We start from the raw sequence: 18,553 nt of genomic DNA, 5'->3' as shown, positions 1-18,553 counted from the left end.
CGGTCAGGTGTTGTTGGCCAACGCGATCAGGCGGCTCCGGTCGCCGTTCCAGTAGTTGCGGTCCACGTTGCCGCTGATCCCGGAGACCGCGCCGGTGCTGGTGTACTGCCAGAAGCTCCACACCGACGCGCCGGCCGGCAGGGCCCCGGGCGTGCTCGACCAGCGGGCCAGCCAGAGCGGGTGGTTCGCCCACGGGCCGGTCCAACTGCCGGTGCACTGGTTCCACCAGCTCGTGGTGGTGTAGATGACCGCGTACCGGCCGGTGCGGGAGCGGTAGGTGTTCAGGAAGTCCTGCACCCAGTTGCGCATCCCGGTCGTGCTGAGCCCGTAGCAGTAGCCGCCGGCGTACGGGTTGCCCTCGATGTCCAGCGCGGCCGGCAGGGTGCGGCTGTCCGCGGACCAGGCGCCGCCGTTGGAGGCCAGGTAGTTGGCCTGGGTCGAGCCGGCGGAGATGTTCGGGCGGGCGAAGTGGTACGCCCCGCGAATCACCCCGGCGTTGTACGAGTTGACGTAGTTGGCGTTGAAGTTCGGGTCCTTGTAGCTGGTGCCCTCGGTCGCCTTGATGAAGGCGAACTGGATGCCCGCGTTGCGGACGCTGGTCCAGTTGATGGTGCCCTGATAGCGGGAGACGTCGACACCGGGTGTGGTGGCGGCGGCCGCCGGTCCGGCGGTCGCGACCAGGGCCGCCGCCGCGGTGGCGAGGACGGTGAGGCCGGCCGCGAGCGCGCGGCGCAGCGATGATCGGGTACGGGCCATGAGTGCCTCCAAGGACGTCGCTCTATCGACATTCATCTTTGGAGGTAAGTGCCCTAGATCACAAGGGTGACCGGAAAAAAGCTTCATCGACGCGCCATGCGGGACCGCTGGCCGAGACCGGACGGATCAGCGCAGCGTGGCCGGGTCGAGTTGCCAGCGGAACGGCTCGACGACGGTCAGCGTCTCGCCGGGCTTGGCCACCTGGTCCTCGACGTAGTGCTCACCATCCAACCGGAACAGCCGCAACGAGTGAGCGTCCCCATCCTGCTCGACAAGCAGATACCAGGGGATTCGCGCAATGGCGTAGAGCTGCATCTTGAGCAGGCGGTCGGCTGCGGCGTTGCCCGGCGAGACGACCTCACCGACGAGAGACACTCGGTCGGAGTCGAGATAGGTGCCGTCGTCGTCGGCGTCGGTGACGACGAGATCCGGGATGACGACCCGGTCGACGCCGAGCCGGACGTTGATCGCGTCATAGACCAGGAGACCGCGAGGCTCTGCTGCTGCCTCGATGCTGTTCGCCAGCCGGCGCGACACCCGCTGGTGCCGTCGGCTCGGTGCAGGGCTCACCAGCAGGCTCCCGTCGAGCAGCTCGATCCGGTCAGGCGTCTCGCCCAAGGCGAAGTAGTCGGCCTCGGTCCACAGGCCGACGTGCGGCTCCAGGGGGGCTGCGCTCACCTGCGTCCACCTCCCGCTTCACTCGCCACCCGATCAGTTTCACAGGATACGAGCCGGTGCCTCGGGAGCGACACGGAACGCCGCCGGTAGGCTCGCGCCCCATGATGTCGATCGACGGGCTGGGCGACCTGTGGGACACGCTGTTCGGCGCGCAGCCGGACCCGCCCGCGCTGCTGGTGTTGATCACCGGGGCCGTAGCGCTGGTGGTGGTCTCCACCCGGCTGCCGTGGCGGATCGCCCGTAACGCCGTCACCATCGCGCACGAGGGCGGGCACGCCCTGATCGCCCTGCTCACCGGCCGCAAGCTGCACGGCATCCGGTTGCACTCGGACACGTCCGGGCTGACGCTCTCCGCCGGCCGTCCCACCGGGCCGGGCATGATCCTCACCCTGCTCGCCGGATACGTCGCGCCGCCGCTGGTGGGGCTGGCCGGCGCCTGGCTGCTCGGCGGCAACCGGATCACCCTGCTGCTCTGGGTGGCGGTGGCGCTGCTGCTGGCCATGCTCGTCATGATCCGAAACGTCTTCGGCGTGGTGTCGTTGCTGATCACCGGGGCGCTGGTGTTCGCCGTCTCGTGGTACGCGACGCCGCAGGTCCAGGCCGCTTTCGCGTACGCCGGGGTGTGGTTCCTGCTGCTCGGTGGGGTGCGGCCGGTAGTCGAGCTGCAACGGCAGCGTTCGCGGGGTCGGATGCCCGCCTCCGACGCCGACCAGTTGGCCGGGCTCACCCCGTTCCCGCCGCTCTTCTGGGTTGGCGTCTTCGCCCTCGTCAACCTGGCGGCCCTGATCGCCGGCGCCCTGCTGCTAACCGGCCCGATGCTCGCAAGCGCCGGCCTGACGCTCTAACCCCGCCTCAACCCCGCCTCCGCCCGGGTCGATCAAGGAGTTGTGGTGGGGCGCGAAAGCCGCAATACCCCCGCAGTCAGGCACCACAACTCCATGATCGGCGGGGGAAGGGGTGGCGGAGGGGCACGGGCTGGAGAGGCGCGGGCGGGCAGAATGGGGCCATGCGATACGTGATCATCGGCGCGGGTGCTGTCGGCGGGACCATCGGCGTACGGCTGGCCCAGGCCGGCCGGGACGTGACACTGGTGGCCCGCGGCGCCCACCTGGACGCGATCCGTGCGCGGGGTCTGACAGTGCGGCAGCCCGACGGTGAGGTCACCGCCCGGCTCGCGGCAGTGGACCGGCCCACCCACCAGCCTCTGCCGGCGGACACCGTGCTGATCCTCACCGTGAAGTCGCAGGACACCGCCGGCGCGCTTGCCGCCTGGGTGGACGCGCCGGTGGTCGGCGGCGGCACTGCGGGCGAGCGTCTGCCGCTGGTGACAGCGCAGAACGGGGTGGCCAACGAGCGGGCCGCGCTGCGCCTCTTCGCCGACGTGCACCCGGTCTGCGTCTGGCTGCCGGCCACCCACCTGGAACCGGGTGTGGTGGTCGCCAACGGGTACCCGCATCCGGGGATGCTCCACATCGGGCGGTACCCCGGGGGCGCCGACGGCACCGACCGGGCGATCGCCGCCGACCTGACCGCCGCCGGTTTCGTCGCCCCGGTCCGCACCGACGTGCTGCGCTGGAAGTACGGCAAGCTGCTCAGCAACCTCGGTAACGGCCTACAGGCGTTGCTCGGCCAGGACATCCCGGACGCGCTGGTCGAGCGGGTACGCGCCGAGGGCGTCGCCGCGCTCGCCGCCGCCGGCATCGCACACACCTCGCCCGAGGAGGAGAAAGCCGAACGCGGCGACCTGGTCGGGCAACGCCCGGTCGACGGCGAGGCCCGTTCCGGCGGCTCCACCTGGCAGAGCCTGGCCCGGGGCACCGGCTCGACCGAGGTCGACCACCTCAACGGTGAGATCGCGTTGCTCGGCCGGCTGCACGCCGTACGGACGCCGGTCAACGTCGCAGTGCAGCGGGCCGTACGCAGGGCGGTCCGAGAGCGGATCGGGGCCGGCGCGTTCCCGCTCAGCGAGCTGGAAAAGTCGATCGCCTGACCGGGCAACCAACGGCCCTTGCCGGTGCGTGTTCCCAGCGACCGACACGGGGAGGTAGCGGGTGCCGGACGTCGACGGGTTCGACGAGTTCTACCAGGGGAGTCGGCAACGACTCCTCGGGTTCGTCTACGCCCTCACCGGCGATCGGGGTGAGGCGCAGGACGCGGTGCAGGAGGCGTACGTCCGGGCGTGGCAGCGCTGGTCGACGGTGAGCCGGTACGACGAACCGGAGGCGTGGGTGCGGGTCGTGGCCAGCCGCATCGCGGTCAGCCGGTGGCGCAGCCTGCGCAGTCGTGCTCGCGCGTACCTGCGACACGGGGCCGTCGAGACCGTTCCCGGCCCGGGCACCGACACCGTCGATGTGGTCGCCGCGCTGCGTCTGCTACCCGAGGAGCAACGCGTCGCCATCGCCCTGTACTACCTGGTCGGCATGCCGGTCGCCGAGGTCGCGCGGGAGACCGCGGCCCCGGTGGGCACGGTCAAGGCTCGACTCTCCCGGGGGCGCGCCGCGCTCGCCGGTCTGCTCGCCGTCTCTGACCTGGAGGAGGCCACCGATGCGTGACGAACCGACCTTCGTCGAACACGTCCGGCGGGACCTGCTCGACGTGCGCTGGCTCGGCCCGGAGGAGATCCGCTCCCGGGCCCGCCGCCGCAGCCAGCGCAAGGTCGTGGTGGCCACCGTCGTGCTGGCCCTCGCCGGGGTTTCCGCCGTGGCGGTCGCCGCGCCGAGGACGTCCCCGCCATTGGTTCAGCCGGCAGCCTCCGCCTCGCCCACCCGGCACGAGATCACCACCGACGCCCTGCTGCAGCCGGCCGACCTGCCGGAGCCGGTTTACGTGCAGCTCAGCCAGGCAGGTCTGGGCGAGCCGGTCCGGCTGGACGATACGCTCGGCCGTTGCCGGACGAGCCAGGGGCAATCGGACGGCTGGCAGATGTCCATCCTGTCCCGTTCACAGACCCTCATGCGGAAGGCCACTCAGGGCGTCCTGGTGCCGGGCGACGCCCTGGCCATGCAGGATCTCTTCAGGCTGGAACCACAGACGGCTCGACAGCTCTTCACCAGTCTGGACGACCTGGTCGCGCCGTGCGCCGAGTGGCGAAGCGTCGAGCAGTGGGGGTTGGCGGGCACGGAGACGGTGGACAGCACCCACACCGTGGAGGTGATCCACCGGTGGGCGGTGGTGCAGCGGGGCTTCGCGGGGGACGACGCCGCCATCCTGCGGGACACGTTCACGGCTGCTCGGGACGTGCAGACCGGGCAGACGTTCGGCAATGCACCGCCGCCGACCCTCCTGGCCATCGTCCGGGTCGGTGACACTGTCTCGCTGCTCCGCATTGCAGATGGCGGCACCGAGGCGAAACTCCACCAGCTCGCCGTGGCGGCGGCAGCCCGGATGTGCGCCGCCGCCAACCCGGCCTGCTGACCCCAACCGAGGCGCTCGACCCGAGCAACATGCGGCGATGATCCGCGCAACATCAGGGATGTTGGTGCCTCCCGGCGCCCGGAGGCAGCAACAACGCTGAAGTTGCGCGGATCAGGGGCCGCAGGGGCCGCCACAAAGGCTCAGAGCGGGATGTTGCCGTGCTTCTTCGGCGGCAGGGTTTCCCGCTTGGTCCGCAGGACGCGCAGCGCCCGGACGATCTGGGTGCGCGTCTCGTGCGGAGCGATCACCGAGTCGATGTACCCGCGCTCGGCGGCCACGTATGGGTTGGCCAGGGTGTCCTCGTACTCGGCGATCTTCTCGGCCCGGACCGCCGCCGGGTCCTCGGCGCCGGCCAGCTCGGAGCGGTAGAGGATGTTCACAGCGCCCTGCGCGCCCATCACCGCGATCTGCGCTGTCGGCCAGGCGAAGTTCAGGTCCGCGCCGAGGTGCTTTGAGCCCATCACGTCGTACGCCCCGCCGTACGCCTTGCGGGTGATCACCGTGACCTTCGGGACGGTCGCCTCGGCGTACGCGTAGATGAGCTTCGCGCCCCGGCGGATGATGCCGTCCCACTCCTGACCGGTGCCGGGCAGGAAGCCGGGCACGTCCACGAAGGTCAGTACCGGGATGTTGAACGCGTCGCAGGTGCGAACGAAGCGTGCGGCCTTCTCCGAGGCGGCGATGTCCAGGGTGCCGGCGAAGTGCATCGGCTGGTTGGCCACCACACCGACCGGTCGCCCCTCGACCCGGCCGTAGCCGACCACGATGTTCTGCGCGTAGAGCGGCTGGACCTCGAGGAACTCCCCGTCGTCGAGGACCTGCTCGATCACCGTGTGGATGTCGTACGGCTGGTTGGCCGAGTCCGGGATCAGGGTGTCCAACTCCCGGTCCTCGTCGGTGACCTCAAGCGAAGCGGGGGCGTCGACGACTACCGGCTCGTCCAGGTTGTTCGACGGCAGGTACGACAGCAGCGCCTTGACGTAGTCGACAGCGTCCTCCTCGTCACTGGCGAGGTAGTGCGCGTTGCCGCTGCGGGTGTTGTGCGTACGCGCGCCGCCCAGCTCCTCCATGCCGACGTCCTCGCCCGTCACCGTCTTGATCACGTCGGGGCCGGTGATGAACATGTGCGAGGTCTGGTCGACCATCACCGTGAAGTCGGTGACCGCCGGGGAGTAGACGGCGCCGCCGGCACAGGGGCCCATCACCAGTGAGATCTGCGGGATGACGCCGGAGGCCCGCACGTTGCGGAAGAAGATCTCGCCGTAGAGACCGAGCGAGACGACGCCCTCCTGGATGCGCGCGCCGCCGGAGTCGTTGATGCCGACCACCGGGCAGCCGATCTTCATGGCCAGGTCCATCACCTTGACGATCTTCTCGCCGAAGACCTCGCCGAGCGAGCCACCGAAGACGGTGAAGTCCTGCGCGAAGACGCACACCTGCCGGCCGTCGACCGTGCCGTAGCCGGTGACCACACCGTCGCCGTACGGGCGGTTTCGCTCCAGCCCGAAGGCCGTGGACCGGTGCCGGGCCAGCTCGTCGAGTTCGACGAAGGAGCCCTCGTCGAGCAGCATCTCGATCCGCTCGCGGGCGGTCTTCTTGCCGCGCGCGTGCTGCTTCTCCACGGCGCGGGCCGACCCGGCGTGCACCGCCTCGTCGACCCGGCGCTCCAGGTCCGCCAGCTTGCCCGCGGTGCTGTGCATGTTGGTCCCGGTCTCGGTAGTCACCCAGGGAATATAACGATGGTTCAGGTGGGTGCCGCTGTGCAGTACGCCTCAGTGTCGACCGGAGCACCGCCGTAGGCTGGCGGAATGTCGGGCTCCCCGTACACCGATCTGGACCGGCCGCCGCTGTCGGCGGCCCGGCTGCGCCGCGCGTTGACAGCGCCGAACGGGCCGTGGGCCCGGCTGGAGCTGCGTGCCGAGACCGGCTCCACGAACGCCGACGTGGCCGAGGCGGCCCGGGCCGACGAGCCCGAGGGCCTGGTAGTGGTCGCCGAGCGGCAGACCGAAGGGCGCGGCCGGCGCGGTCGGATCTGGCAGTCGCCGGCGCGGGCCGGCATCGCGACGAGCGTCCTGCTGCGGCCCGGCGAGGCAGTGCCGGACCGCGGCTGGCTACCGGCGTCACCCACTGGGTACGGGTGGCTGCCGTTGCTGGCCGGCGTGGCGCTGGTCGAGGCGGTGGCCCGGCTGGCCGAGCTGGAAGCCGCCCTCAAATGGCCGAACGACCTGCTGATCGACGACGCGAAGTGCGCGGGTGTGCTGGCCGAGGCGGTGCCCGGACGTGTGCCGGACCAACCGCCGGCGATCGTGCTGGGCATCGGGCTCAACGTGACGTTGCGCGCCGACGAGCTGCCGGTGAACCCGACCGGGCTGCCGGCCACCTCGCTCCAACTGGCCGGCGCTGTGGCCACCGACCGGGATCCGCTGCTGCGGGCGCTGTTGCGCTCGGTCGCCGACTGGTACGACCGTTGGCGTTCGGCGGGCGGCGACGCGGTGGCCAGCGGTCTGCGCGACGCCTACCTGGCGGCCTGCGCGACGATCGGGCGCGAGGTACGCGTCCTGCTCCCCAACGGTGAGTCCCTGACCGGCACCGCCACCGGGGTGGACCCGGACGGCCAACTGATGGTCACCACGTCGACCGGCGCCCGGACCCTGGCTGCCGGCGACGTCCTGCACCTCCGCTGAGGACGGGCAAGATCACGAAGAGCCCGAGTGGGCCCGCGCGGCGGATGTCGTGGTGGGGCTTGGGGGGTTTACCGTCTGCGCGTCTAGAAAATCGCGTTGGAGGTTCCCGTGGCGTTTCCTGAAGACGTGCTCACCGAGGACGAGCACGTCGTGCTGCACCTGCATCCGCACTGGAAGGCGTTGATCCGGCCGATCGCGGTGCTGGTGCTGGCCATCGCCGCGGTGGTGGTCGGCGTGCTCCTGTTGCCCGAGAGTGGCGGCGGTTCGATCGCGCTGGCCGTGATCGGGGCGATCGCCCTGGTCGCGGTGCTCTGGCTCGGCCTGTGGCCGTTCCTGGTCTGGCGCACCACCCACTACCTGTTCACGAACGAGCGAGTCCTGCTCCAGCAGGGTGTGTTCTCCCGGGACCGGCGGGACCTTCCGCTCGCCCGGGTCAACGACCACTCGATGAATCAGCGGTTCGTCGAGCGTCTGCTCGGCTGCGGGACGCTCACCATCGAGTCGGCAGGTGAGCGCGGCCAGTCGGTGCTCGCCGACGTGCCGGACGTCGGAAGGGTGCAGACCACCCTGTACGAGCTGGTTGAGGCACAGCACGACAAGCACTCGCTGGGTGATGGCGAGATGCGCGACATGCTCGCCGACATGCAGGACGGCAAGCCGCTGCGCGACACCACCACCTGAACCGGACGGCTGGAACCCGCCCCTGCCGCGCTGTCGGGGCGGGTCAGTCGGGCCGCTGGGCCTCGGGTGAGCCGCTGCTGTCCGTCGGGTCGCCGACGGACGACCCGACGGTGGACGGGTCCGTCTCGGTCGGGCCGTGGTCGGGCTGGTCGACCCCGGGCTGGTCCGCGTCGGTCGGTGCGGCTTCGGTGGCTTCGGCTTCGGCGGGGTCGGCCTCGACCGGTCGCACGGCGAACCAGCCGCGGAAGCGGGTCCGCAGCACCTCCTGCTCGGGCCGGTCGTCCGGGCCAAGGCGCAGCATGGTGCCTGTGAGACTGACGGTGCCGAGCCCGGGGCGGGCAGTCGACGGCCGGGCGCCCATCACGTCCACCCGGACCGCGAGCCGGTCGCCGGCCCGCACCGGGGCGAGCCAACGCAGCTCCTCCAGGCCGGGGGACGCGTCGGCGGCGGCCCGGGACAGCAGGTGGTCGACGTACGCGCGCATGAACAGGCTGACAGTGTAGAAGCCGCTGGCGATCAGACCACCGTGCCGGCTCGCGGCGGCCAGGTCGCTGTCGACGTGGTACCACTGCGGGTCGAAACGGCGGGCGAAGGCGACCATCTCGTCGGCGTCCACGGTGACCACGCCGAGGTCGACGGTGAGCCCCGGGACGAGATCCTCGAAGAACAGCTCGGCCGGTCGCCCCGTGCCGGAGCGGGCGTCGGGTGTCGTCACCGGCGGGGCGCGCGACGGGTGCTGACGTGCAGCTCCGCGGCGAGTTCCGCGTCCAGGTCGACGGCGGGGCTGACGCTCAGCCGCGGGAGCCGGCTCTGAGCCGGTGCGCCGGCTGGGGAGTCGCGCCGTTGCGCGGACTCCGCCTCCTCCAGCTCGGACACCGACTCCGCCAACTCGGCGACCGGGTCCATCTCCGCCATCGTGTCCCACTCGTCGCGCGGAATGTCGTGCCAGGTGGAGTCGGGCTTCGCGGCCTCGTCCTCGGCCGGTGCGACGGGTTGGAAGACGAAGGTGCGGTACGACCAGAACCGGAACAGCGTGGCCAGCATGACGCCGACGGTCTTGGCCAGATTCAGAGCCAGCAGGCCGTGTACGCCGAGACCGTACTTGGCCGCCGCCACGGCACCCAGCTCAATGAGCAGGCCAGCACCGTTGAATAGGAAGAAAAGCAGATATTCCCGGCGAAGCGCCGATTTCGGGCGATCGCGGTACGTCCAGTGCCGATTCATGAGGTACGACGTGATGGTGGCGACGATCGTCGCGATCACTGTCGCCTTCAACTGACCATTGACGAAAACGGTCAGTGCAAGGGCATTGAACACCGCGTAATTGATGACGGTGTTGATGCCGCCGACGATGCCGAACTTGAGCGCCTCGTGGATGAACTTCTGCCAGCGCTCAGGCAGCAGGCGGACAAGACGCATGCGAAACACCTTAGGGCAGTCGGTGCGGCCGGCGATCACCGGCCGAACGAGGTGGGCGGCAGGTCACGCCCTGTGGTCACGGTCGGGATCCACCTGCGGAAGGGTCGGGGTTCCCGCTTCGACGAAGACGAACCGCCGGTACGACCAGAATCGAAACAGCGTGGCGAACCCCGTGCCGACGATGTAGCTGGCCAGATTGTCCGCCAGGCGCGTCTGGAACACGGCCGGCCAGATGGCTCCGAGCCCGTAGCGGCTGAGCGCGAGGCAGGCCACGGTGATGCCGAGACCGACGGCGTTGAAGAAGAAGAAGAGCGCGTACTCGCGCGCCGCGTTGTTGCGCTGGCGGTGCCGCCACGTCCAGAACCGGTTGCCCACGAAGGCGACGGACGCAGCGATCACCGTGGAGATCGTCTTCGCCGTCAGCTCTTCGACGCCGTGCTTGCTCGTCAGGTAGTTGAAGAGCGCGAAGTCGACGAGGAAGGCGAAACCACCCACTGTGGCGAACTTGCCCATCTCGCGGATGAGATGACCGAAGCGGTCGAGGAGTAAGCCGACGAGACCCCCTCGGGTCTGCCGGGGACCCGGTTGTTCCCCGGTCATCGTGGCGGCCACGGAGGGAGCCTACCGGCTGCCGGCCAGTCGGAGGGGTAGCAACGGCAAGCGGGCGTGGTCTCCCGGAGGGGCCCAGCGCCGCGTACGTAACCGCTGCACAGAGCGTAGCCAATTCGGAGGACTGAGCCGCCGCGGAACGGGAATCACCGCACCGGTCGGCGGGGCAGGTCCACGGCCCGACCGCAACAAGCGTCCGCCGGGGTGCACAACAAGATTTGCGTGAAACTGCGCGGGAAAGCGGGTATCAGCTCGTGATGCCGCAGCGAGGCCGTAGCTTGTGCAGTTCTTCACAACCTGTCCCACTGACTCGGAAGGCTGCCCGGTTTACGCTGAGGCCAATCCCAGGTTTCCACGAAGGCGACGCATCGCGCCGCTGAGTCTCGTGCATCCCATAGATCGGTCAGCGTCGACCACAAGGAGATGTGTCATGGTTGCTCCGGCTGTTGTGCGGGGTATTGATCAGGCCCCGACGTCCCATCCGAAACTGCTCGCCTGGGTCCGTGAGGTCGCGGAACTGACCACCCCCGACCGTGTCGTCTGGGTGGACGGGTCCGACGAGGAGTGGCGCCGCCTCACCGATGAGCTGGTCGAGGCCGGAACCCTGATCCGGCTCAACCCGGAGAAGAAGCCCAACTCGTTCTACGCGCGCACCGACCCGACGGATGTCGCCCGGGTCGAGGAGCGCACCTACATCTGTTCCGTCGACGAGGCGGACGCTGGCCCCACCAACAACTGGATGGCGCCGGCCGAGATGAAGCGGACGATGACGGACCTGTACCGGGGCTCCATGCGCGGTCGCACCATGTACGTCATCCCGTTCGTCATGGGGCCGGTCGAGGCCGAGTCCCCGATGTTCGGTGTCGAGGTCACCGACAGCCCCTACGTGGTCGCCTCGATGCGCATCATGACGCGGATGGGCACCCGGGTCCTCGAGGCCATGGGCAACGACGCGGACTTCGTGCACGCCCTGCACTCGATCGGCGCCCCGCTCGCCCCCGGCCAGCAGGATGTCGCCTGGCCGTGCAACGACACCAAGTACATCTCGCACTTCCCGGAGAGCCGGGAGATCTGGTCGTACGGCTCGGGTTACGGCGGCAACTCGCTGCTCGGCAAGAAGTGCTACTCGCTGCGGATCGCCAGCGTGATGGGCCGGGACGAGGGCTGGCTCGCCGAGCACATGCTGATCCTCAAGATCACTTCGCCGGAGGGTAAGACCTACCACATCGCCGGTGCGTTCCCGTCTGCCTGCGGCAAGACCAACCTCGCCATGGTGGAGCCGACGATTCCCGGCTGGAAGGTCGAGACCATCGGCGACGACATCGCCTGGATGCGGTTCGGGCCGGACGGCCGCCTCTACGCCGTCAACCCCGAGTACGGTCTGTTCGGCGTCGCGCCCGGCACCGACTGGAAGACCAACGCCAACGCCATGCGCACGCTGGACCGGGGCAACTCCGTCTTCACCAACGTCGGCCTCACCGATGACGGCGACGTCTGGTGGGAGGGCATGGGCGAGCCGCCGGCACACCTGATCGACTGGAAGGGCAACGACTGGACGCCGGAGAGCGACAGCCTGTCCTCCCACGCCAACAGCCGGTTCTGCACCCCGATCACCCAGTGCCCGATCCTCGCCGACGAGTACTTCGACCCCAACGGGGTGCCGATCGACGCGATCCTCTTCGGCGGTCGCCGCAAGGACACCATCCCGCTGGTGACCGAGGCCCGCGACTGGGTGCACGGCGTCTACATGGGCGCCACGCTCTCCTCGGAGACCACCGCCGCCGCGTCCGGCGCCGTCGGCGTGGTCCGGCGGGATCCGATGGCGATGCTGCCGTTCATCGGCTACCACGCCGGTGACTACTTCCGGCACTGGATCGAGATGGGCAAGGGCGCCGACGGCGACGAGGCGAAGCTGCCCAAGATCTACTACGTCAACTGGTTCCGCAAGGACCCGGACGGCTCGTTCCTCTGGCCGGGCTTCGGGGAGAACTCCCGGGTGCTCAAGTGGGTCGTCGAGCGGATCGAGGGCACTGCCGGCGCGGTCGAGACGCCGGTCGGCATGGTCCCCGCTCCGGACGCCCTCGACGTCGAGGGCCTGGACATGACCCCGGAGGATGTTCGGATCGCGCTGAAGGTCGACCCGGACGAGTGGCGCAACGAGCTGCCGATGATCACCGAGTGGTTCGAGAAGTTCGGTGACAAGCTGCCCGGCGTGCTCTGGGCCGAGTTGGACGCGCTGCGCGCCCGCCTGGACGCCGCGCAGCCGCAGCGATAGGTGTGAACGAGACCCTTCGCGGGCAACATCGGATTTCATGAGGACGGCCGCCGAGACCCAGGTCCGGCGGCCGTCCGCCGTCCGGGTGCTGACCACCCTGCTGGCGACGACGGCGGCGGCCACCGTCGTGGTCGAGCTGCTCAACTGGTGGTACGCCCCGGAGCAGGGATTCGGGCTGGCCGTACGGACCGGCTGGGCCATGCTGCGCTCGTTCGGCTTCCTGCTGCTGATCGGGCACGTGCGACGGGGTCGTACGGTGGCCCGCCCGTTCGGCCTGATCCTCGCGGTCACCACGATCTTCGCGGTCGGCCGGCTCATCGTGCCCCGGCAGGGAGTGCCGCCGCTGCCCGGCCTGCTCGGCTTCGCCATTCTCACGGCGCTCTGTGTCGCGGTGGTCTGGCTGCTCTACCGCTCGTCGGCGTTGGCCGGCCACCTGGTCCGGCACCGTCCACGCCTCGTCATCGACCGGGACGGCATCTCCTGGCGGGAAACCCCTCCACGCCGGCCACAGGCCAGTGCCTGGTTCTCTACCAGCCGGGTGGCGGCCTTCACCTACAGCCCGCTGATGCTGGTGCCGGCCCTGGTGGCCGGAGGTTCCATCCTGGACGGTCGACTGACAGCGGTGCCGGCGGTGCTGTTCTGGTTCGGCGCGGGCATCACGGCCAGCTACGCGGTGCTGTTCTGCACGGCGTTCCTGATGCGGGGCAAGGACTGGGCGCGTGGCCTGCTGGTCGTCGTCACCGTGGCCGTACTCGCCGTGGACCTGCCGCTGTGCTGGTGGCTGCTGGGCGTCGACGGCCTGATCCGCGACGGCGCCCCCCTCCTGGCCGCCGCCGGCCTGGCCCTCTATGGCCTGCGCCGCGCCGCCCGCACCGAAGACCACGCCCCGGCCTAACCCCCACCCCCCACCCCACCCCCACCCGCGTCGATCATGGACTTGTGGTGCCCGGTGAACATTGATTTGCCACTTTTGTGAACCAGCACAACTCCATGATCGACGGGGTGGGGCCGGCTGGCGCGCCGCGCGGTCGGTCTGCCTGCGCCGGTACGGGGCAGGATGGCGGGTGGTGTCGGTCACAGTGGTCGACGTCGGGGCACTGGCGGATCGCCGGACGGGGCAGGAGCGGGCCGCCACCGAACGGAGGGAGGCGCGCGGTGGACGACGAGTTCGACGTGGTGGTGGTGGGGGCGGGGCCGGCCGGGGCGGCAGCCGCGTTGACGGCGCGCCGGGCCGGTGCCAGCGTGCTGCTGCTGGACCGGGCCGATTTTCCCCGGGACAAGGCGTGTGGTGACGGGATCGCCGCGCACTCGGTGGACGTGCTCGCCGAGCTGGGGGTGACCGAGGCGGTGGCCGGTTACGCGCCGCTGCCGGCGTTGCGCATGATCTCGCCGGGTGGTGGTGCGGTGGCTCGGGCGCTGCCCCGACCCGCGTACACGGTGCCCCGGGAGGTTTTCGACGCGCGGCTGGTGGCGGCCGCTGTGGCCGCCGGCGCGCAGCTACGCCGGCACACGGTGCGCCAGGTCGAGCCGCGCGCGGACCGGGTGGTGCTCGACGGGCAGGTGTCCGGCCGGGTGGTGATCGGCGCGGACGGCGCCGGCTCGGTGGTGCGTCGGGCGCTCGGCCATCCGCAGAATCCCGACCGGCACCTCGCGCTGGCCATCCGGGGGTACGCCCCGGCCCTGCCCGGCCCGTCCGAGCAGCTCATCGTCACATCGAAGGCACGCTGGCCGGCGTACGCCTGGTCGTTCCCGATCGGCGACGGGCGGGCGAACGTCGGGTACGGGGAGGTCCTGCGCGGCGAGCCGTTGAGCCGCGCGTACCTGCTGGATCGGCTGGCCGCGCTGCTGCCCGGCACCGACTTGGCGACCGTGACCGCGTTGCGCGCGCATCACCTGCCGCTCTCCACTCACCGGCCGTCGCCGGGGCGAGGGCGCACGCTGCTGGCCGGGGACGCGCTGTCGCTGATCAATCCGTTCACCGGGGAGGGCATCTTCTACGCGTTGCTCTCCGGCGCGCTCGCCGGCTCGGCGGCGGCCCGGTCGCCCGAGGGCGCGGCTGGTCGTTACGCCGACGGGTTGCGCCGCCGCCTCGGCACCCACCTGCGGCACAGTTCGGTAGCGGCCTGGTTGGCCCGGCGACGCCGGGTGGTGGACGCGGCGGTCCGGGCCGCCCGTCGGGACGACCGGGTGTTCTACGACGTGGTCGAGTTGGGACTGGGTGACGGACGCCTCACCGCTCGTACGCTCGCACTGATCGGCGCCGGTCTGGGCGGCGGGGATGGGGCTCCGAGGCAGTGAACTGGCTGAAGGGTCGCTACGCTGCTAGGTGATGACGCTGCGGAACCTTATCTACTCCGTGTACGAGCGCCGGCTCACGGCGAAGCTCGCCGGTAAGCCGGTGCCCCGGCACGTCGGGGTGATGTGCGACGGCAACCGCCGATGGGCCAGGGAGATGGGCTTCGTCGACCCGAACGACGGGCACCGGGTCGGCGCGGCGAAGATCAAGCATGTCCTCGGCTGGTGTGACCAGGCCGGCGTCGGGCACGTGACCCTCTACCTGCTGGCCACCGACAACCTGCGCCGTCCGGCCGCCGAACTGGACCCGCTCCTCAAGATCATTGAGGACCTCGTGGTGGAGCTCTCCGAGGAGGGCAACCCCTGGCGACTGCGCATCGTCGGAGCGCTCGACCTGCTGCCGGCGCAGACCGCGGCGGCGCTCAAGGGCGCCGAGGAGCGCACCCGCGAGCGCACCGGTGGCGCGGAGGTCAACATCGCGGTGGGCTACGGCGGCCGCCGGGAGATCACCGACGCGGTCCGTTCGCTGTTGCTGGAGCACGCCGCCACCGGGGGCACGATCGAGGAATTGGCCGAGGTGCTGGACGTCGAGCACATCGCCGAGCACCTCTACACCCGGGGCCAGCCCGACCCGGACCTGGTCATCCGCACCAGCGGTGAGCAGCGGCTGTCCGGTTTCATGCTCTGGCAGTCCGCGCACTCGGAGTTCTACTTCTGCGAGCTCAACTGGCCGGACTTCCGGCACATCGACTTTCTGCGGGCCCTGCGTTCGTACGCCACCAGACAACGCCGTTACGGCGCCTGACCCGGCGGCGACGCCGTCGGTCGCCGCCTGAGCCAGGTCGGTTCAGGGCAGGTGGGTCAGTGCCTGGGTGAGGAAGTCGCCCAGGGCGGCCGGCGACTCGATGGTCAGGTCGGCGGCGTTGGCCACCTCCTGGCCGGTCTCCGGGTTGGCCACCGCCACGCAGACACCGAGGAAGTCCGGGTCGGCGGCGGCGCGAGCGCGCAGCGCGGCGAAGGCCTTGATGTCGGAGACGTCGTCGCCGAAGTACCAGGCGCCGGTGGCACCCTTGATCGCCTCGCCGATCACCATGCCCTTGTCCCGGTCGACAGGTGGCTTGAGCTCCAGCACCATCCGCCCGGCCTGCGAGCGCAACCCCAGACGGTCGGCCTGCGCCTGCCCCCACTGCTGCACTGTCGCGCCGAGTTGCGGGGCGGTACGCCAATGAAGCGCGACCGAGAGCCGCTTGTACTCCACGAGCGTGCCGGGCGGCAGTTCCGCCCGGGCCAGGTCGGCCAACTCCGCCATGGTCGGCACCCAGGGCAGTGCTGCCGGTTCGGTGACAGTTTCGCCGCCGGAGTGGCTGTGCTCCAGCCCGTAGAGGCCGTAGAGGTCCACGCCAGCGAGCCCGCCGAGTTGATCCCGAAGGAACTCGACGGGTCGGGCGGAGACGATCGCGACCCGCTGCACGACCGGGGCGAGCGCCTCGATCGCGGCCAACGCCTTGGGTGCCGGGCGTACCGCTGTCGGATCGTCGTCGACGGGCGCGAGCGTGCCGTCGAAGTCGAAGAAGAGCACGGTCCCGGCCGCCCGGCTGGCGGTTATCCGCCAGGCCTGGTCGGCGTTCAACGGAGTTCTCGGCTGCTGATTGCCCAGATTCAACGGCGGCACGCGCGTCAGCGTACCCCGGCGATCCAGGCTCATTCCTGGCCGAGCGGACCTATTGAGCGGTACGGGATCAGCGTTCGGCGGCTCCTCGTCCGCGCCGGCCGAACGGCACCACCGCCGCCTCCTGGCCATGGCTCAACAGGTAGCCCTCCACGAACCCGGTGTTGCGATCGCCGGTGTGGTTGTCGATCTCGTTGAGCCGTGCCACCAGGAACTCGGTGAGCGCGCTGATTCGGTTGTTCAGACGCTCGTGCAGCTCGGCGACGACGGCCAGGACGACCGCGGTGCCGGCGGTGATGAGCGCAAAGAGGTTGACGAGCAGCGGCAGCTGCCCGCCGTCGACCGCGAGGGTCACCGTGTTGCCGGTCGCCCACAGTGTCACCGACACCGTTGCGACCACGACTGCCAACCACTTCAGGGTCATGGACAGACCCCTCCTTCTGTCCCGCAGGGCTGGGTTCGGCCTTGTCCCGTCCCCCCGCCGATGACGAGCCCAAGCAGTACGAATAGGGACGCTAGCGTGCCCGTTCCAGCCCCGGAGGCAAACGAATGAACCTGACCAGGCGTTCTTTCGCTATCTGAGGAACTAGCCTGCCTGATTGCCCCTTTTTCGGACATCGACCGGCAACGTTGGGCGGTATGCGAGGTATCTGATGGTTTCCCGGATGTGGAACTTCTCCGCGTCCGACACCTGAGGGTCGACCAGGCGGCGCAGCAGCGCCTCCACGTCGGGGTCCATCGGAGGGGCGGCCTGGCCGGCGCGGGGGCCGGCCGCGGCGCGGTCCCAGCCGAGCGCGGCGAAGGCCGCGGCCGGGTTCACCCCCAGGCCCTCGCAGAAGGCGACCACCCGCTCGGCCTCCGGGTCGCTGGCCCAGTCCCCCCGGACCCAGCGGTTGATGGTCTGCCGGGAGACGCCGGTGCGCCGGGACACCTCGGTGCCGCTCCAGGCTCGGGTCGCCCGCGCCTCGTCCAGAGCCCGTCGGACGAAGGTGGCGAAGGCGATCTTCCGCGCATTGGCCGTCTCGGTCACTCCGTGACGGTAAGGCCAGCCGGCTGCGAGTGCGCGCCCCGGCTCGCCACTGTCACGCGGACGTGACGAGAGGTTCGGGTTTCCGGTAAACGAGTCAGTGCCACTGTTGAGGGGTGTCACGCGGGCAGAATAGATGAACGTAGTGGCAAACGTAAGCGGACGAAAAGCTGATACTGTCACGCCCATGGGACAATCTACGGTGTGTCACGTGCATGAGACGATTGGTGCTCGCGTGCGTCACGCCCCCGGTGCCAGGGGGTCGTGGTGACCGAGCTCGCCACCCGCGCCCAGGCCTTCGGGCTGATCGCCGAGGGGGTCGCCGCAGGGCTGACCGCCCCCTGGCGGCTCTACCTCGCCCGAGGCTGCCGCTACCTGTCGCTGAGCGTCGGCGATCGTACCGAGTGGAACGCCTGGCGTACCCATCTCGGCTGCCCGGAGCTGAGCGTCCGGGTCTACGACGCCGGCGGCGAGATCCGCCGCTCCTCGGTGGCCGAAGTCGTGCTGGACGGCTGCCGGATCAGCGTCGAGCTGGTCGAGGAGGTCAGCACCGACGACCTGGACCGGCTGCTCGTCGCCGACCCCACCACGATCGAGCCGGAGGAGCGATGACCTGGCGTCCCGGCTGGGCCGGAGCTGCCCGATGAGCCCGTTTCTCGCGGTGTTCCTCGTCCTGGTGCTCGGTGCCACCAGTTACGCGGCAGGCCGGCTGCACGGGCAGCTCAGCTACCGCATCGGCTACCGCTTCGGTTACCGGCAGGGCTACTTCGACGGTGACCGAGGCGCCTGGAACCGGCGTCGTCGGGACGCCCAGGCGGCGATCGCCTCGGCCCTGTCGGTCTCACCAGCGGGCGTGGTCCGCTCGGCCGGCGCTGTCGAACGCCCCGGCACCACGTACACCGGCTCGTCGTTCAGCGCGCCGGCCGCCCCGATCACCGGGCGGCACCCGACCGGCACGCTCGTCCGACGTACCGGTTGAGGTCGGTCGGCGCTGGAGCGTTTCATGCGACCCTCCGGGCCCGGACGGGCATTCATGGACGTCAACG

General features: G+C 70.3%; 21 protein-coding genes. 12 read left to right on the top strand and 9 right to left on the bottom strand.

What is annotated here, in order from left to right:
- Window positions 1-3 precede the first annotated feature (3 nt).
- Window positions 4-756, bottom strand: a complete 753-nt coding sequence (locus AB0C20_RS05685; protein ID WP_091394392.1) for a GH25 family lysozyme — start codon at window positions 754-756, stop codon at window positions 4-6.
- Window positions 757-882: 126 nt separating this feature from the next.
- Window positions 883-1,434 carry a Uma2 family endonuclease gene (locus tag AB0C20_RS05680; protein ID WP_357188377.1) on the bottom strand — a complete coding sequence of 184 codons (552 nt, stop codon included), beginning with the start codon at window positions 1,432-1,434 and terminating at the stop codon, window positions 883-885.
- Window positions 1,435-1,535: 101 nt separating this feature from the next.
- Here AB0C20_RS05680 and AB0C20_RS05675 point away from each other — a divergent pair, with 101 nt between their 5' ends.
- From AB0C20_RS05675 to AB0C20_RS05660, 4 genes are all read left to right on the top strand, one after another.
- The gene (locus AB0C20_RS05675; RefSeq protein ID WP_357188375.1) at window positions 1,536-2,279 is read left to right on the top strand and encodes a M50 family metallopeptidase; all 744 of its coding nucleotides are present in this window, start codon (window positions 1,536-1,538) and stop codon (window positions 2,277-2,279) included.
- 161 nt (window positions 2,280-2,440) lie between these two features.
- Entirely contained in the window at window positions 2,441-3,424 is a 984-nt protein-coding gene (locus AB0C20_RS05670; RefSeq protein WP_357567457.1) for a 2-dehydropantoate 2-reductase N-terminal domain-containing protein, read from the top strand.
- 61 nt (window positions 3,425-3,485) lie between these two features.
- A complete protein-coding gene (locus tag AB0C20_RS05665) occupies window positions 3,486-3,986 on the top strand; it encodes a SigE family RNA polymerase sigma factor (RefSeq protein ID WP_357188372.1) in 501 nt (166 codons plus the stop codon).
- The gene (locus AB0C20_RS05660) at window positions 3,979-4,848 is read left to right on the top strand and encodes a hypothetical protein (protein ID WP_357567456.1); all 870 of its coding nucleotides are present in this window, start codon (window positions 3,979-3,981) and stop codon (window positions 4,846-4,848) included. Before AB0C20_RS05665 ends, AB0C20_RS05660 begins: the two co-directional genes overlap by 8 nt.
- Before the next feature lie 140 nt (window positions 4,849-4,988).
- On the opposite strand, the gene AB0C20_RS05655 is transcribed toward AB0C20_RS05660, so the two are convergent.
- Entirely contained in the window at window positions 4,989-6,572 is a 1,584-nt protein-coding gene (locus tag AB0C20_RS05655) for an acyl-CoA carboxylase subunit beta (RefSeq protein WP_357567455.1), read from the bottom strand.
- 84 nt (window positions 6,573-6,656) lie between these two features.
- On the opposite strand from AB0C20_RS05655, the gene AB0C20_RS05650 reads away from it, so the two are divergent.
- Entirely contained in the window at window positions 6,657-7,532 is an 876-nt protein-coding gene (locus AB0C20_RS05650; RefSeq protein WP_357188366.1) for a biotin--[acetyl-CoA-carboxylase] ligase, read from the top strand.
- A gap of 108 nt (window positions 7,533-7,640) precedes the next feature.
- The gene (locus AB0C20_RS05645; RefSeq protein ID WP_238684429.1) at window positions 7,641-8,213 is read left to right on the top strand and encodes a PH domain-containing protein; all 573 of its coding nucleotides are present in this window, start codon (window positions 7,641-7,643) and stop codon (window positions 8,211-8,213) included.
- A 43-nt stretch (window positions 8,214-8,256) separates the two neighbouring features.
- On the opposite strand, the gene AB0C20_RS05640 is transcribed toward AB0C20_RS05645, so the two are convergent.
- From AB0C20_RS05640 to AB0C20_RS05630, 3 genes are all read right to left on the bottom strand, one after another.
- Complete coding sequence (locus AB0C20_RS05640; protein ID WP_357188364.1) at window positions 8,257-8,928, bottom strand: MaoC/PaaZ C-terminal domain-containing protein; 672 nt, start codon at window positions 8,926-8,928, stop codon at window positions 8,257-8,259.
- Complete coding sequence (locus tag AB0C20_RS05635; RefSeq protein ID WP_357567467.1) at window positions 8,925-9,632, bottom strand: GtrA family protein; 708 nt, start codon at window positions 9,630-9,632, stop codon at window positions 8,925-8,927. The genes AB0C20_RS05640 and AB0C20_RS05635 overlap by 4 nt, the downstream gene beginning before the upstream one ends.
- A 63-nt stretch (window positions 9,633-9,695) precedes the next feature.
- On the bottom strand, window positions 9,696-10,244 hold the full coding sequence (locus AB0C20_RS05630) for a GtrA family protein (protein ID WP_357567454.1): 549 nt from the start codon (window positions 10,242-10,244) through the stop codon (window positions 9,696-9,698).
- 427 nt (window positions 10,245-10,671) lie between these two features.
- On the opposite strand from AB0C20_RS05630, the gene AB0C20_RS05625 reads away from it, so the two are divergent.
- The 4 genes from AB0C20_RS05625 (at window position 10,672) to AB0C20_RS05610 (ending at window position 15,616) form a co-directional block, all read left to right on the top strand.
- The gene (locus tag AB0C20_RS05625) at window positions 10,672-12,516 is read left to right on the top strand and encodes a phosphoenolpyruvate carboxykinase (GTP) (protein WP_357188361.1); all 1,845 of its coding nucleotides are present in this window, start codon (window positions 10,672-10,674) and stop codon (window positions 12,514-12,516) included.
- A 37-nt stretch (window positions 12,517-12,553) separates the two neighbouring features.
- Window positions 12,554-13,411 carry a hypothetical protein gene (locus tag AB0C20_RS05620; protein ID WP_357567453.1) on the top strand — a complete coding sequence of 286 codons (858 nt, stop codon included), beginning with the start codon at window positions 12,554-12,556 and terminating at the stop codon, window positions 13,409-13,411.
- Between the two features lie 260 nt (window positions 13,412-13,671).
- The gene (locus AB0C20_RS05615) at window positions 13,672-14,814 is read left to right on the top strand and encodes a geranylgeranyl reductase family protein (RefSeq protein WP_210784416.1); all 1,143 of its coding nucleotides are present in this window, start codon (window positions 13,672-13,674) and stop codon (window positions 14,812-14,814) included.
- Between the two features lie 31 nt (window positions 14,815-14,845).
- Complete coding sequence (locus tag AB0C20_RS05610; protein ID WP_091394347.1) at window positions 14,846-15,616, top strand: isoprenyl transferase; 771 nt, start codon at window positions 14,846-14,848, stop codon at window positions 15,614-15,616.
- A 42-nt stretch (window positions 15,617-15,658) separates the two neighbouring features.
- Here AB0C20_RS05610 and otsB read toward each other — a convergent pair whose 3' ends face one another.
- The 3 genes from otsB to AB0C20_RS05595 form a co-directional block, all read right to left on the bottom strand.
- Complete coding sequence (gene otsB, locus AB0C20_RS05605; protein WP_357567452.1) at window positions 15,659-16,483, bottom strand: trehalose-phosphatase; 825 nt, start codon at window positions 16,481-16,483, stop codon at window positions 15,659-15,661.
- Between the two features lie 67 nt (window positions 16,484-16,550).
- The gene (locus AB0C20_RS05600) at window positions 16,551-16,904 is read right to left on the bottom strand and encodes a hypothetical protein (protein WP_210784414.1); all 354 of its coding nucleotides are present in this window, start codon (window positions 16,902-16,904) and stop codon (window positions 16,551-16,553) included.
- Window positions 16,905-17,066: 162 nt separating this feature from the next.
- The gene (locus AB0C20_RS05595; RefSeq protein WP_357188353.1) at window positions 17,067-17,510 is read right to left on the bottom strand and encodes an XRE family transcriptional regulator; all 444 of its coding nucleotides are present in this window, start codon (window positions 17,508-17,510) and stop codon (window positions 17,067-17,069) included.
- 264 nt (window positions 17,511-17,774) lie between these two features.
- On the opposite strand from AB0C20_RS05595, the gene AB0C20_RS05590 reads away from it, so the two are divergent.
- On the top strand, window positions 17,775-18,119 hold the full coding sequence (locus AB0C20_RS05590) for a hypothetical protein (protein ID WP_145786311.1): 345 nt from the start codon (window positions 17,775-17,777) through the stop codon (window positions 18,117-18,119).
- Between the two features lie 31 nt (window positions 18,120-18,150).
- Window positions 18,151-18,486 carry a hypothetical protein gene (locus AB0C20_RS05585; protein WP_091394339.1) on the top strand — a complete coding sequence of 112 codons (336 nt, stop codon included), beginning with the start codon at window positions 18,151-18,153 and terminating at the stop codon, window positions 18,484-18,486.
- The last annotated feature ends 67 nt before the right edge of the window (window positions 18,487-18,553 follow it).

It is taken from the genome of Micromonospora sp. NPDC048843, assembly GCF_040649965.1.
GTDB lineage: Bacteria > Actinomycetota > Actinomycetes > Mycobacteriales > Micromonosporaceae > Micromonospora > Micromonospora hortensis.
This window is presented reverse-complemented; position numbering and strand designations above follow the sequence as displayed.